A 13,185-nucleotide genomic window follows, 5' to 3' on the forward strand; every position below is an offset into this window, starting at 1 on the left:
GATGCCTGGCTTCATCACTACAATCATCACCGAGCCCATACCGGGATCGGGGGCCTCTCACCTATCGAACGCGTTCACAACGTCCGTAAGAGTTACAACTAGCTGTCGAACTCTGACTCGCCGTCGGACTGGGGGTCGCGCTCGGCGCTTCCGAGTTGCTGCTACCACAACCGCTTAATAAGAACACTGAGAAAGTCAGAGCTGATACGAAGCCCACCGCACTGGTTTGCTTCAGAGTCTTGGTTGCCCTCATCGACTTCTCTCCAATAGTTAGTGATTATGACCTCGCCTCGCGAACTTACCCTACGGCGATTTATAACCTATTCCTCCACAACAGAATCCGTAACGCGTCGAGTCCCTGCGAGCTTCATGGCGGGTTTATTCTGACATGTCCAGGTCTATTCAGTCCGATGATTCCCGGTGCGACGAGCGTTCGCACGCCCTTATTTTAGGTGGTCGTAAAGTCAGCGTGTGCGGAGGATCTCCAAACGCCTTATAGGTAACCTTCTCGCGGGGGAAATGGGGTGGTGAGCGCACTTTAGGACGGGAATCACTGCGAAAGCTGGTTACTAATCAGCGGCATCCAACGCTTGGGGCTAAGGAGACTGCATTTCATCGTCACCCTTGTTGGTTTCAGAAGATCCATTCCAGACGTTGCGCAGTATCGCAATGACATCATCCAGAGATACTCCTGCAGTGTCACTGGCTTCGACGAGTGTACGGATGGTTTCTATGACCGTTTGCGGGGCCTTGGATGCGCCGGGAGCGACCCGGGTGCCGGCGGCAGTACGACTGATGACGAGTCCGTCACGCTCGAGAACTTTGTACGCCTTGGCAACAGTTGCCTGCGCTACGGCAAAATCGCGTGCTGTTTGGCGGACGGTGGGCAGGCGTTCGCCGTCCCCGAGTTGCCCGGAACGGATCGCGCCCCTGAAGAGTTCAGCTATCTCATCGGCTGAGCTCGGTGTGGGAACATTCACCGAGATGCCCCCGAAATCCCGGTGCTGCCCTCAGTCGCTCGTTCAGGTGAGGAACTCTTGGCTGTCCCCCTAAGGTAGGCCCGAGCGGTATCAACGGCTGTCCTTAGCGCCAGCGCGACCCCGGCCCCCTGGATCAGATGGCCCGTGAGATTCATTTCCTTAGCAATCCCGCTGTAGCTGCCCTCAACAAACATAATCGGAGAAGACGCAGTGACTTGTTCGTAAGCGGCGGATGTCTGACCGGACAAGCCGGTGTGCATCCAAACCGCCCCGAGGGTAATGATCAACCCGGCGAACACGATAAGGCCCATGAGGCGTGCCACGGGTTCCCGCTGCGCCCTGACACTCTGCACAGAGACCTGCACCGGTATTGGGCGGTTGGCATCCGTCCGGCTGATTACTAAGAGTACGACGCAAGCAAGGACGACGGTGAGGAGGGTGGCCAGGTGGTTGGGCCAACCCGCGCCAGGGGCATAGCCGTTACCTCCGTTGAAACTCATGAAAATCGGAAGCGATGTGTACTCCAGTATGCGGCCAACGAACGGACCGCTTTCTGGTGCGCTTGTGGCGATCATGATCTGCCACATAGTAGTGACCACCAATAGGGTGCCTGTGAGTCCGATGCCCCAAAGCAGGGATGCGGATGTGTAGGCGAACCAGCGACGTAGTGGGGCGATGGCACGTTGACCCGGTGCGGGAACGGGTTCCTTGCCCAACATCCGCGCTGTGACAATCAATGCCAGGATCGCTGCAACCAGCGGGGCAGGACGCCGCCACCAGCCGTCGAATCCCGACGCGTCGAATATGAGCATGTTCATTGTGCTCGTGATGCTCGCGGCTACGACCACCGCGCACGGTCCGAGGGTCCCCGTCAAAAACAGTGTCCTTCTACGGGAGCCTTCGGCTGGGAGTGAAACGATTCGCCGGGGAAAGAGCCAAGACGCTGCGAATAGCGCAAGCCCAGGAACGATTGCCACTTCCCAAGGAAGCTCATGCAAGAAGGTACTGGCCAGGTTGGTGTCCATCTGTGCCCCCATAGGCGTTGGAACGTGATGATTGTCACCACGTGTTGTGCTGCCAAAGTAGCACAAGTAAGACGGCCTAAGAACACAGTACTTCTTGGGATGTCTGGACGGTCTAACTTTTCCTCTGTGGTGGGGTGCCCGTTATACGGGATCCTTTGGCCGTATGTGGGTGAACCCCAACGGCACTGTCTCCGCACAGTCAGGCTGCATTGGTATAGAAATTCACTGCTTGTTGGTGGGTTCAGGAATTCGCATTGGACGGCAGCCTGATACCGGAGCAGCACGCACCTCAGAAGCGGAACAGGGAGTTGATTTCCTGTTGAACGTCATCGACGTAGACCTCGGTGCGCTCGTCGAAGAACGAGACCCGGTCCTTGAGCTGCCCCGAATCCGGCAGCACGGTCTCGTAGGACCAGGCCAGGTCCGTGCCCTTCGGCTGCCCGGCCACTGACCAGTAGGTCGCGGTTCCCTTATAGGGGCAGACCGATTGCTTGAGAGACGGCTGAAGGACATCCCAGTCCACGTCGCCACGGGGAAAGTAGGTCCGCGGCGGCAGCATCGTTTCATACACGAGCAGAGGTTCGCGGGTTTCCGCCAGCAACTGTCCACCCAGGTGCACCCGGACACTCCGGGAGGACTGCCGTGCGTCAACGCGGTGGAAGGGGTCCCGGGGGTGGCCCTTGATCTCCTCGTCCTCTTCCAGCCAGCGGTCAAACGCGCCGAAGTCCAGCAGCACGTAGCCGGCGAGATCCGGATCATCCGGACGGAAGCCCGCGCCGGGCAGATCGTGGGAACCGGCACGCAGATCCAACCGCTGCCCCGGGGCGGTGTGCGCGGCGAAGGGGTAACGCGGGTCCATGAGCGCATCCGGCGGCACGTGTGCCAGCGGGTCCTGCTCCGGGCTGTCAGCGGCGATCAGCTCTGCGGCAATATCCCGGGCCGGGACGGCATAAAGGGGTGTAACCCGTCGAGGCTCATAGGCCAGCACCGCGTGCGTGGAATCCACCACGGTGTTGTCGCCCAGCTGTGCACGGATGCGCCGCGGCGTGGGCTCGTAGCGCAGCTCGGGCAGAAGTTTCCACATGGAGGGGCTGATTTGCAGTGCCATGTGCCCAGTGTCTTGCGGGATGAAACCCGATTCAAGGGGCTGGGGATTCGGGATGTGCCGGCGGCGGAAGGCCGGTCCGGGGACCGGCCTTCCGGAAGCGGGATCGGCTAGTTGCTGCCGCCGCCGTGGGCTTCGAGTGCCACCGGCTGCCACTCTTCCCAGTTCGCCAGCCGGGACTCATAGTCGGCCTTGGCTATGGCCAGCGGCCCCTCGCCGAAGAACGCCCGCAGGGGCGGGTTTTCGGCGTCGACAATCTTGAGGATCGGCCCGCGGGTGGCACGCGGATCACCGGGCATGCCCCGGCGGCTGGGCCGGTTCGCAGACTGCTCACGGACGACGTCGTAGGCGGCAATGGGCTGCGCATGCTTCGCGGAGCTGCCGCCCCAGTCGGTGGAGAACCCGCCGGGCTCGATCATGGTGACCTTGATCCCGAAGCCGGCAACCTCCTGCGCCAGTGCCTGGCTCAGTCCTTCCAGGGCCCACTTCGAGGCGTGGTAAATGCCCACGGAGGGGAAGGCGGAGATGCCGCCGATGGAGGAGACCTGGATGATGTGGCCGCTGCCCTGCTCGCGCAGGTACGGCAGCGCGGCCTGGGTCACCCATAGCGCTCCGAACAGATTGGTCTCAATCTGATCGCGTGCTTCGGCCTCGGAAAGTTCCTCGACCATGCCGAACTGCCCGTACCCGGCGTTGTTGATGACGACGTCGAGCCGGCCGAAGTGCTCCTGTGCCTGCCGGACGGCGGCGAAGACCGCGGCGCGGTCCGTGACGTCGAGGGGCAACGGCAGCACCCGGTCACCGTAGGTGTCCACCAGCTCCGTGAGGCTGTCCGTGCTGCGGGCGGTGGCGGCAACGGAATCTCCGCGTTCCAAGGCCGCTTCCGCCCATTCGCGGCCGAAGCCGCGCGATGTTCCCGTAATGAACCAGACCTTGCTCATGCTGTGCTCCCTGCTAAGTGTCGTGGAGAAGGGTGTGCTGGAGGGAACCGGTTAGGCCGCCGGATAATTCCGAGGCATACACGAAGAGTCAGGACACGCGTAAAAAAGGGCATGCCCGGCCTTCCAGCCGGGCATGCCCTTTTCCTTGGGGCAGGGTTTGGCCAGGGGCTTAGTGCCCGCGGGCGATCCACTCGTCCAGGTGCGGACCTTCGGCGGCGATCGACGTCGCGTCGCCGTGTCCGGTGAGCACCTTGGTTTCGGCCGGGAGCGTCAGCAGGCGTTCCCGGATGGACTCGATGATGGTGGGGAAGTCGCTGTAGGAACGGCCGGTGGCGCCGGGGCCGCCGTTGAACAGCGTGTCCCCGCTGAACACCACCGGCTCCGGAACGTCTTCGCCGGCGGCCAGCGAGAAGCAGACCGATCCGGGGGAGTGGCCCGGGGTGTGCAGGGCGCGCAGGGTGTGCCCGGCCACCTCGAAAGTGTCCCCGTCCTCGATCACGTCATCAGGTCCCTCATCCGGGAACACCGCGTCCCAGAGCATCCGGTCCGCGGCGTGCAGGAATACCGGGGCGCTGAAGCGGTCCCGGGCCTGTTCCACCGCGCGGATGTGGTCGTCATGGCCGTGCGTGAGCAGGATGGCCATGACCTCACGGTCGCCCACGGCGTCGGCAATCGCGTCAACGTTGTGGGCCGGGTCGATGACGATCACCTGTGCGTCGTCGCCGACGATCCAGACGTTGTTGTCCACATCCCAGGTGCCGCCGTCGAGCGAAAACGTCCCCGAGGTGACTACGTTGTCGATGCGAAACATTACAGTTCCACCACCGAACGCAGGACCTTGCCGTCATGCATCTTGGTGAAGGCCTCTTCGATGTCGCCCAGGCCGATGCGCTCGGTGACGAACGCGTCCAGGTCCAGCCGGCCGAGCTTGTACTGCTCCACCAGCATGGGGAAGTCACGCGACGGCAGGCAGTCGCCGTACCAGGAGGATTTCAGCGAGCCGCCTCGGCCAAAGACCTCAGCCAGCGGCAGTTCGATCTTCATGTCCGGGTTCGGCACGCCCACCAGGACCACGCGGCCTGCGAGGTCGCGGGCGTAGAAGGCCTGCTCGTAGGTTTCCGGGCGTCCCACGGCGTCGATCACGACGTCGGCACCGAAGCCGCCGGTGAGGGCGCGGATCGCTTCGACCGGGTCCTCTTCCTTGGAATTGATGCCGTGCGTGGCGCCCTGGGCCTTGGCCAGCTCCACCTTGGCGGAATCGATATCGACCGCGATGATGGTCGTGGCTCCGGCCAGCTTCGCGCCGGCGACGGCGGCAATGCCTACGCCGCCGCAGCCGATCACGGCCACGGACTCCCCGCGCTGCACGGCGCCGGTGTTGATGGCGGCACCGATGCCGGCCATCACGCCGCAGCCGAGCAGGCCCACGGCGGCGGGATCGACGTCGTCGTCCACCTTGGTGCACTGGCCGGCAGCCACGAGCGTCTTCTCGGCGAACGCGCCGATGCCCAGGGCCGGCGTCAGTTCGGTGCCGTCCTCCAGGGTCATCTTCTGGGTGGCGTTGGCGGTGTTGAAGCAGTACTGCGGCTCGCCCTTGCGGCAGGCACGGCATTCGCCGCACACGGCGCGCCAGTTCAGCACCACGCGGTCACCGGGAGCCACCTCGGTGACATCGGGGCCGACGGCGGAGACCACACCGGTGGCTTCGTGGCCGAGCAGGAACGGATAGTCGTCATTGATGGCGCCCTGCTTGTAGTGCAGGTCGGTATGGCAGACGCCGCAGGTGAGGATATCCACCAGCGCCTCGCCTGGTCCCGGGTCCGGAACCAGGATGGTTTCCAGCGAAACGGGTGCGTTCTTTTCCTTGACGACTACGGCCTGAACCTTATGGACCATGGGGTGCTGCCTCCTGCGATGTTCGGGCGGGGCGCCGACGTCCGGCGTCCCGGGTTCCATCCTATGAAGGGTGTCGGCCGGGAGCGAAGCCGGGAATTACCCTTCCGCTTCCGGCGCAACCGTGCAGGGACTGCCGCCAGCGCCGGTGCCGCCCTACGATGGAAGGCGGAAAAGGGTCTGCAGCGTGTCCATGCCGCGGCGGATATTTCCGGAGTGCCACCTACCCCAGGACGGCCCATGAACGCCTCAGCATCCGGCAGCGGTATGCCGGCAGCGTCCGGCAGTACACGCCACTCTCCCGGAAAAGGACCGCGCACCGGCTGGCGCATCTTCCTGCTGCCGGTGCTGCTGGTTTTGGCCTGGCTGGCTGTCGGCGGGGTCGGGGGCCCGTATTTCGGCAAGATCAGCGAAGTGGCGGACAACAACCAGACCTCCTACCTGCCGGCCAGCTCGGAATCCACCCAGGTGGCACAGCTGCAGGAGAAGTTCACGGACAGCGACGCAATCCCCGCGGTGGTGGTGTTCGTGAACGACGGCGGCCTGACGGAGGCGGACCGGACGTTCGTCACCGGGCGGGCTTCGGCCCTCGCGGACGTTGACGGCGTCGCCGGCCAGGTGTCCCCGCCGCAGTTTTCCACGGACGGCAGGGCGGCAGAGCTCTTTGTGCCCGTGGAGGACAACGACGGCGCGGCGGCCACAGTGGAGAACCTGAACAGTGTGGCGAAGGACGGCATCCCGCCGGGGCTGGACGGCTATGTCACCGGACCGGCCGGCCAGCTGGCGGACATTACCGAAGCCTTCGGCGGCATCGACACCTCCCTGGTGCTGGTGGCCGCACTGGCGGTGCTGGTGATCCTGGTAGTGGTCTACCGTTCCCCGCTGCTGCCCTTCCTGGTCCTGCTGACTTCGATCCTTGCCCTCTCGGCGGCCATCCTGGTGGTGTTCTACCTCGCCAAGGCCGGGGCGCTGACCCTGAACGGCCAGGTGCAGGGGATCCTGTTCATCCTGGGGATCGGTGCCGCCACGGACTATTCGCTGCTGTATGTCTCCCGGTACCGGGAATCGCTGCGTGACCATGAGGGGCGCTGGGATGCGACCAAGGCAGCCCTGAAGGGCACCATTGAGCCGGTGCTCGCCTCCGCTGCCACGGTCGTGGCCGGGCTGCTGTGCCTGCTGCTCAGCGACCTCAATTCCAACAAGGCACTGGGCCCGGTGGCCGCCATCGGCATCGGATTCTCCTTCCTTGCCGCCATGACGCTGCTCCCGGCGCTGCTGATGCTCACCGGCAGGGCAGCGTTCTGGCCGCGGCGGCCGGCGTTCGGTTCGGAACACCCGGACCGGGACGGCAATACCGCCAAGGGGTTCTGGCCGCGGGTGGCACGCACCGTCAAAGCCCATCCGCGCCGGGTCTGGGTGGTGCCGACCCTGGTGCTGTTGATTGCCTGCGCGGGCCTGCTGCAGCTGCGGGCCTCCGGCGTGCCGCAGAGCGACTTCGTGCTGGGACAGACCGCAGCCAAGGAAGGCCAGCAGGTCCTGGGGGAGCACTTCCCCTCGGGCTCCGGCAGTCCGGCGCTGATTGTCGCTCCGGAAGGTGAATTGGACGAGGTGGCCCGGACCGTCCTTTCGGTGCCCGGCGTGGACGCTCTTGCGGTGAATGCCACGGGCACTCCGGCCGGAACACTGCCGGTGACGGCCGACGGCGTGCAGGCCTCGCCCGTGCCGGGTACCTCGGGAGCGCCGAAGGTCGTGGACGGGAAGGTCCTGCTGGAGGCGACACTGACAGAATCGGCGGAGTCGGATTCCGCCGAGCAGACGGTGACCCAAATACGGGAGAAAACGGCCGACACCGGGGAGGTCCTGATCGGCGGGGTCACCGCAACCACCATCGACACCAACGCGGCGGCCGCCCATGACCGGAACCTCATCATCCCGGTGGTCCTGGTGGTGATCCTGTTCCTGCTGATGCTGCTGCTGCGCTCGCTGCTGGCACCGTTCCTGTTGATCCTGACGGTGCTGCTGTCCTTCGGGGCAACCATGGGCGTCTCTGCCGTGGTGTTCAACCACGTCTTCCGGTTCCCGGGAGCGGATCCGGCGGTGCCCCTGTACGGGTTCATTTTCCTGGTGGCCCTGGGCGTGGACTACAACATCTTCCTGATGACCCGGGTGCGGGAGGAAAGCATCGGCCACGGCACCCGTGAAGGGGTGATCCGCGGGCTGATGATCACCGGCAGTGTGATTACCAGCGCCGGCATTGTGCTGTCGGCAACCTTCGCCGCCCTGGGCGTGATCCCGGTGCTGTTCCTGGCGCAGCTGGCCTTCATCGTGGCCTTCGGCGTACTGCTGGACACCCTGGTGGTGCGCTCGCTGCTGGTGCCGGCACTGTCCTATGACATTGGGCGGCGGATCTGGTGGCCGTCGCGGCTGGCCCGGCGCGATGCCGGGCCGCCCGCGACGGCGGGGCGCTAGAGGCCCAGGCGGGACTTCACTTCGGAGGCGGACGGGTTGGTGGCGGAGGAGCCGTCCGGGAAGATGACGGTGGGGACCGTCTGGTTGCCGCCGTTCAGGGCCTCCACCAGATCCGCGGTGCCCTCGACGTCCTCGATGTTCACCTCGGTGTAGCCGATGCCCTGGCTGTCCAGCTGGGACTTCAGGCGGCGGCAGTAGCCGCACCAGGAGGTGGAGAACATGGTGATGGTTCCGGCGGCGGGGGTAAAGGCTTCGGCTGTGGCTGCCACGGCGGTGCTCCTTCTCAAGGTAAATGGCTGATTGCCCGTATCAACAGTATTCGGGGCGGCTCCATTCCCGGTGGCAGACTGAAGGCATGTGCGGACGATACGTGATGGCCCGGGCCACAGCGGACCTGATAGCCGAGGCGGAGGCCGAAGCCGATGCGAACCTTGAGCTGCGCGCCTCCTGGAACGTCGCGCCAACGTCGGACGTGCCGGTGGTGCTTGAACGGTTCGTGGACGGCCGGCACATCCGTGAGGTGCACGTGGCGAGGTGGGGCCTGGTGCCGGGGTGGGCGAAAGACGCGTCGGTGGGGGTGCGGGCATTCAACGCACGGACCGAGACAGTGCTGGAAAAACCGACGTTCCGCGACGCCGTCGCTGCCCGCCGCTGCGCCGTCCCGGTGGACGGGTACTACGAGTGGAAGGCCGGTCCCGGCAAAACCCGGCGTCCGTTTTATGTCTCGCGGCCGGACGGGGGTCCGATCTTCTTCGCAGGGCTGTATGAGTGGTGGCGTGATCCGGCCAAGGGGCCGGCCGATCCGGACCGGTGGCTGCTTTCCACCTCGATCCTGACCGTGGCCTCACCGCCTGCGGAGTCCGCGGAGCCGGCGCTGCGCGAGCTGGCGGACCTGCATGACCGGCTGCCGCTGCCGCTGTCGCCGGCGGCAATGGCCGCCTGGCTGGATCCCGCCCGCCGGGACGCCCAGGCGCTGGTGGGCGCGGCCGTGTCACAGGCGTATGCGGCGGCGTCGGACTGGATCCTGTGTCCGGCCCATCCGGCCGTTGGCAATGTCCGCAACGACGGCGAGTACCTGCTGCATCCCGGGGAGGCGGCGCTTACCGAGGATGGGGCGCTCTTCTAGCCGGGCAGATCCTGGCCCACGACGGCCAGGGTCACGTGACCCGAGGCATCCACGGCCAGCCCGGGGTTAAAGCAGACTTCCCAGCGCACGCCGTCCGGGTCGGTGAAGTAGCCGGAGTACCCGCCCCAGCTCATCTGGCTTCCCGGTGCGGTGATCTGCCCGCCGGCGCCGGCAGCCTTGCCCAGCACGGCATCCACCTCGGCCGGCGATTCCACGTTGTGGCCCAGGGTGAACGGGGCATCACGGATATCGCCCAGCGGCCCGGCCTCCGCGGCCAGATGGTCGGCACGGAAGAAAGACAGCACCAGGCCGTGGTTCACCTGGAAAAACAGCACTTCCTCCGGAACATACTGCAGCGGCGTCCAGCCCAGCCGGGCAGCATAAAACGCGTAAGTCACTTCGAGGTCCCGTACGCCTACGGTGACCACGGATACATGGGGGTTCACGTTTTGATCCTGCCACCGAATGCGGAGAAATGCGTATTGTGGCGCGGAAGACGGGGGAGCCCCGCCGCGGGGCGGCAATTGCAGCGGTGTTGCCGGCGGGTACTGGATACTCTTAAACCATGGAAACAGCTGAGCAGAAATCCGTTTCGGGACAGCTAGATGATGTCCGGACAGCAATTGACGAAATCGATGAGGAAATCGTTGCGCTGATCTGGCGGCGGGAACGGCTGGTCCGTCTTGCCGGGGGATTGAAGGAAAACGACGACGCCGTGCGGTCACCCAAACGCATGGAGGAAGTGATTGCCCACGTCCGGCAGGCAGCCGAAGACCAGGACAGCGACTGCAACGTGGTGGAACGCACGTACAAGGCCATGATCGAGGCGTTCGTGGACTACGAACTCAAGGTACGCCAGCAGATGGAAACCCAGCGCAGGCTGGACGCCTTCAGCCGCAGCTAGCGGCGCGCCCTGGTCTCCGCCGGGGCCGGGGCCGCACCGGCTGCGGCGGGGTGGGGTATGTTGTGCCGCATGACCCCGACTCCTAAGCCCGGCAATGCCTGGCGTCCCGTGGCCGCGGCGCTCGCGGACCCGCGCCGGCTGCATCTCTACGCCCGCGCCGTGCTGGCGGCCGACAACGGCGTCCCGCTGGACCCGGCGGACCTCACCTCTGCGGAGTCCAAATCACTCGCGGTGCTAAAGGACGCCGGCCTGGTCCGTGTCGGCGAGCGCGGGGTGGAAGCCGCGCCGTCGGTCTTCGCCGATCTGCTGGCCGCCGGGGTCCGCCCGCCGGAAACCTCCGCCCGCCGCTTCCTGGTCAACGGCAAGGTCGTGAACTACCCGCGCAAACGTTCGGACCGGCTGGAGCTTCTCCATTTCCTGGCCGGAGAGGTCTTTGAGCATGCCCGGCCTCCGGAACCGGGACTGCGGCCTGTGCTGACGGAAAAGGAGCTGACCGCACGGCTGGCGGCCTTCACCGCCGATCCGGCCGCCATCCGCCGCTACCTGGTGGATGAAGGCATTGTGGACAGGGATCCCGCCGGCACACAATACTGGCTCACCCGTCCCCGCCCGGCGGAAGGAATGGACTTTGCCTGACGTTCCCGGGCCTGACGTTCCCGGCCCCGCAGTTGCCGGCCCCCGGGCAGCCGGGACAACACCCGGAACTACACCTGAGACAGCCCCGGCCGTCAGCGGCCTGGTGAATTTCCGTGATCTCGGCGGACGCCGCCGCAGCGACGGCTCACGCACCCCGCACGGAGTGTTCTACCGGTCCGAGTGCGTCGACTGGGTCCGTCCCGAAGGCTGGGACCAGCTCCACGCGCTGGGCGTCCGCACCGTCGTCGACCTCCGCCAGCCCGGCGAGCGCGCGCGGGACACCGCGGGCCGCCCGGACTGGCTCACCACGGTGCCGGTGGACCTGGACGGATTGCAGGACAATCCGGACTTCTGGGCGGGATACTGGGAGAACGGGCTGATGGGCACACCGCTGTACTACCTTCCGCACCTCACCCGGCTTCCGGAGCGGATGGGAGCCGTCCTGACCGCCCTGGCCAATGCTCCCGAGGGCGGGGTGCTGTTCCACTGCATGGCGGGACGGGACCGCACCGGGATGACCGCCATGGTGCTGCTCACCGCCGCCCGGGCGGAACCGGCGGAGATCCGGGAGGACTACTTCGAAACCGCCAGCAATGCCGACGCCTTCGCGGCAGCATCGGGACGGCCCAATCCGGAAGCGGCGTCCGAGGAGCTCTGCGCAGAGTACGGCACCAGCATGGACGGAGCCTTCCGCGCGGTGCTGGACGGCTTTTCCCTGCAGCGGCTGTTCGACGACGCCGGGCTGCCGGACACCGTCCGCACTTCCATCCGCACCTGGCGGGGAAGCCTGAGCCCGGCAGGGCAGGCGGCGGCCGAGGACCGGTGACCCGGCTGCCCGTGGAACAGTGCGGCTACTCCGACGTTCCCGCTTCGAGGATCGAGACGATGGAGAACAGCGTAAAGCAGACGGCGCCGAGACCCACCAGCACGTGCGAGGGAACAAGGAACGCCGGGTCCGTGCCAGCAGCTTCAAAAAGGAACGCCGCGAAGAACAGGCAGGTGAGCGCAGTTCCGATGGGCATCAGGGGGATGCGGTTGGCCAGGGCAAACCCGCGGCGCCAGACGAGCGCGAGCAACAGCACCTTGGACAGGATGCTGAAGCAGATCAGTCCGAGGCCAAGCAGCACACATCCCGGGGCCAGCCGGTAGGACTCGTCCGAGCTGAACAGGACGAAGAATCCGAGCAGCAGGTTGACGGCGCCCGCGGCTGCAACGAGCCAGGGCCAGACCAGCCGCTCGCTGTCGCTGAAGGCATTGCGTATTTGGCGCACGATGCTCGCGACCAGGGCGATCAGGGAGGTGCAGATGACGGACAACCCGATCATGACGTGACCGGCCACGAATCCCGGGGTGTCTCCGCGCGCCAGCAGGCCGGCCGCAAGGGAGAAACCGGCAATGGCTGCGGCCACCGGAACGGCGATCAACACTGCGCCGGCGGTGCGCGAATGGGCACCCTCCGGCGGTCCGCCCAGCGGATCGAGCAACTGCGCCGACTGGATCAGCGTGAATTTTGTGGATGCGGCCGCGACGGTGCTGACACACGAGGCGACGAAGCCGACACCGATGACCACAAAGCCCGCCGTCAGGTTTGCGGCGGTGTTCTCCCGGTTGGCCAGGACGATGCCCCAGATGATGGCGGCGGCAGCAGCAACGTAGCCGGAGAGCGGCAGGATGATCCCCCACACGCGCCCGTAACGGTTGATGAGCTGCCGGATGATGGTTGCCGCCGTCGTGAACAGTGCATAACAGATGGCGGTCAGCCCCACGTTAACGTGCCCGGCGACAAAATGGCCGGCATCGTCGGGGCCGGCCAGGATGTAGAGGCCGTAGGACAGACAGACTGCGCCCATCAGAAGCGGTATCGCGCGGAAAATGATACTGATGGTGCGGTTCATGGCCTACCCCGAAAGAAATCGTGGATCCCGTGCGGCATCGGCATCGGCATCCGGCCGGTCCGCGTTCAGTGCCAGTGTGCGACTGTCCCACCCATGGAACAACGGCGGGGCGGGGAGCAGCCCCCTGCGGATGCGACTTAGCGGTCCTTGCCGCCGCAGCCCGACCTTTGACTTGGCCGGACGTCGGGCGTCGAATGGGAAGTGCAATCCT

At 65.7% G+C, this 13,185-nt stretch carries 14 protein-coding genes; 5 read left to right on the forward strand and 9 right to left on the reverse strand.

Annotation, left to right across the window (positions count from 1 at the left end; translation table 11 throughout):
* Nucleotides 1-596: 596 nt before the first annotated feature.
* The 6 genes from AC5RTS_RS00005 to AC5RTS_RS00030 all read right to left on the reverse strand — a co-directional run bounded on the left by AC5RTS_RS00005 (nt 597) and on the right by AC5RTS_RS00030 (nt 5,947).
* Nucleotides 597-980 carry a GntR family transcriptional regulator gene (locus AC5RTS_RS00005; protein ID WP_493990034.1) on the reverse strand — a complete coding sequence of 128 codons (384 nt, stop codon included), beginning with the start codon at nt 978-980 and terminating at the stop codon, nt 597-599.
* On the reverse strand, nt 977-1,792 hold the full coding sequence (locus tag AC5RTS_RS00010; protein WP_493990035.1) for a hypothetical protein: 816 nt from the start codon (nt 1,790-1,792) through the stop codon (nt 977-979). The genes AC5RTS_RS00005 and AC5RTS_RS00010 overlap by 4 nt, the downstream gene beginning before the upstream one ends.
* Nucleotides 1,793-2,294: 502 nt before the next feature.
* Nucleotides 2,295-3,113, reverse strand: coding sequence for a DUF427 domain-containing protein (locus AC5RTS_RS00015; RefSeq protein ID WP_493990036.1), 819 nt, complete (start codon nt 3,111-3,113; stop codon nt 2,295-2,297).
* Nucleotides 3,114-3,220: 107 nt separating this feature from the next.
* Nucleotides 3,221-4,051, reverse strand: coding sequence for an SDR family oxidoreductase (locus AC5RTS_RS00020; RefSeq protein WP_493990037.1), 831 nt, complete (start codon nt 4,049-4,051; stop codon nt 3,221-3,223).
* Between the two features lie 169 nt (nt 4,052-4,220).
* Nucleotides 4,221-4,862, reverse strand: a complete 642-nt coding sequence (locus AC5RTS_RS00025; protein ID WP_493990038.1) for an MBL fold metallo-hydrolase — start codon at nt 4,860-4,862, stop codon at nt 4,221-4,223.
* Nucleotides 4,862-5,947, reverse strand: a complete 1,086-nt coding sequence (locus AC5RTS_RS00030) for an S-(hydroxymethyl)mycothiol dehydrogenase (RefSeq protein WP_493990039.1) — start codon at nt 5,945-5,947, stop codon at nt 4,862-4,864. The genes AC5RTS_RS00025 and AC5RTS_RS00030 overlap by 1 nt, the downstream gene beginning before the upstream one ends.
* A 237-nt stretch (nt 5,948-6,184) precedes the next feature.
* Between AC5RTS_RS00030 and AC5RTS_RS00035 the strand changes: the two genes are divergently transcribed.
* Nucleotides 6,185-8,413: an MMPL family transporter gene (locus tag AC5RTS_RS00035; RefSeq protein WP_493990040.1), complete on the forward strand. Its 2,229-nt coding sequence runs from the start codon at nt 6,185-6,187 to the stop codon at nt 8,411-8,413.
* Here the strand turns inward: AC5RTS_RS00035 and AC5RTS_RS00040 are convergent.
* Nucleotides 8,410-8,634, reverse strand: coding sequence for a mycoredoxin (locus tag AC5RTS_RS00040; RefSeq protein WP_146361879.1), 225 nt, complete (start codon nt 8,632-8,634; stop codon nt 8,410-8,412). The two genes, AC5RTS_RS00035 and AC5RTS_RS00040, sit on opposite strands and share 4 nt — an antisense overlap.
* A 134-nt stretch (nt 8,635-8,768) precedes the next feature.
* Here AC5RTS_RS00040 and AC5RTS_RS00045 point away from each other — a divergent pair, with 134 nt between their 5' ends.
* A complete protein-coding gene (locus AC5RTS_RS00045; protein ID WP_493990041.1) occupies nt 8,769-9,539 on the forward strand; it encodes an SOS response-associated peptidase in 771 nt (256 codons plus the stop codon).
* Here AC5RTS_RS00045 and AC5RTS_RS00050 read toward each other — a convergent pair.
* Nucleotides 9,536-9,985, reverse strand: coding sequence for a VOC family protein (locus tag AC5RTS_RS00050; RefSeq protein ID WP_493990042.1), 450 nt, complete (start codon nt 9,983-9,985; stop codon nt 9,536-9,538). The genes AC5RTS_RS00045 and AC5RTS_RS00050 overlap by 4 nt on opposite strands.
* A gap of 119 nt (nt 9,986-10,104) precedes the next feature.
* Here AC5RTS_RS00050 and AC5RTS_RS00055 point away from each other — a divergent pair, with 119 nt between their 5' ends.
* The 3 genes from AC5RTS_RS00055 to AC5RTS_RS00065 all read left to right on the forward strand — a co-directional run bounded on the left by AC5RTS_RS00055 (nt 10,105) and on the right by AC5RTS_RS00065 (nt 11,905).
* Nucleotides 10,105-10,443, forward strand: a complete 339-nt coding sequence (locus tag AC5RTS_RS00055) for a chorismate mutase (RefSeq protein WP_493990043.1) — start codon at nt 10,105-10,107, stop codon at nt 10,441-10,443.
* A 69-nt stretch (nt 10,444-10,512) separates the two neighbouring features.
* The gene (locus tag AC5RTS_RS00060; RefSeq protein WP_493990044.1) at nt 10,513-11,079 is read left to right on the forward strand and encodes a DUF2087 domain-containing protein; all 567 of its coding nucleotides are present in this window, start codon (nt 10,513-10,515) and stop codon (nt 11,077-11,079) included.
* Nucleotides 11,072-11,905, forward strand: a complete 834-nt coding sequence (locus tag AC5RTS_RS00065; RefSeq protein WP_493990045.1) for a tyrosine-protein phosphatase — start codon at nt 11,072-11,074, stop codon at nt 11,903-11,905. Before AC5RTS_RS00060 ends, AC5RTS_RS00065 begins: the two co-directional genes overlap by 8 nt.
* 25 nt (nt 11,906-11,930) lie before the next feature.
* On the opposite strand, the gene AC5RTS_RS00070 is transcribed toward AC5RTS_RS00065, so the two are convergent.
* The gene (locus tag AC5RTS_RS00070) at nt 11,931-12,974 is read right to left on the reverse strand and encodes a DUF2776 family protein (protein ID WP_493990046.1); all 1,044 of its coding nucleotides are present in this window, start codon (nt 12,972-12,974) and stop codon (nt 11,931-11,933) included.
* Nucleotides 12,975-13,185: the final 211 nt, after the last annotated feature.

This window comes from Arthrobacter sp. MDT1-49-2 (genome assembly GCF_059090185.1).

Bases quoted from the DNA above. Each gene is read 5' to 3' on its own strand.
- AC5RTS_RS00010 (WP_493990035.1), bottom strand. From the start codon at position 1,792: ATGCTCATATTCGACGCGTCGGGATTCGACGGCTGGTGGCGGCGTCCT.
- AC5RTS_RS00015 (WP_493990036.1), bottom strand. From the start codon at position 3,113: ATGGCACTGCAAATCAGCCCCTCCATGTGGAAACTTCTGCCCGAGCTG.
- AC5RTS_RS00020 (WP_493990037.1), bottom strand. From the start codon at position 4,051: ATGAGCAAGGTCTGGTTCATTACGGGAACATCGCGCGGCTTCGGCCGC.
- AC5RTS_RS00025 (WP_493990038.1), bottom strand. From the start codon at position 4,862: ATGTTTCGCATCGACAACGTAGTCACCTCGGGGACGTTTTCGCTCGAC.
- AC5RTS_RS00030 (WP_493990039.1), bottom strand. From the start codon at position 5,947: ATGGTCCATAAGGTTCAGGCCGTAGTCGTCAAGGAAAAGAACGCACCC.
- AC5RTS_RS00035 (WP_493990040.1), top strand. From the start codon at position 6,185: ATGAACGCCTCAGCATCCGGCAGCGGTATGCCGGCAGCGTCCGGCAGT.
- AC5RTS_RS00040 (WP_146361879.1), bottom strand. From the start codon at position 8,634: ATGTTCTCCACCTCCTGGTGCGGCTACTGCCGCCGCCTGAAGTCCCAG.
- AC5RTS_RS00045 (WP_493990041.1), top strand. From the start codon at position 8,769: ATGTGCGGACGATACGTGATGGCCCGGGCCACAGCGGACCTGATAGCC.
- AC5RTS_RS00055 (WP_493990043.1), top strand. From the start codon at position 10,105: ATGGAAACAGCTGAGCAGAAATCCGTTTCGGGACAGCTAGATGATGTC.
- AC5RTS_RS00060 (WP_493990044.1), top strand. From the start codon at position 10,513: ATGACCCCGACTCCTAAGCCCGGCAATGCCTGGCGTCCCGTGGCCGCG.
- AC5RTS_RS00070 (WP_493990046.1), bottom strand. From the start codon at position 12,974: ATGAACCGCACCATCAGTATCATTTTCCGCGCGATACCGCTTCTGATG.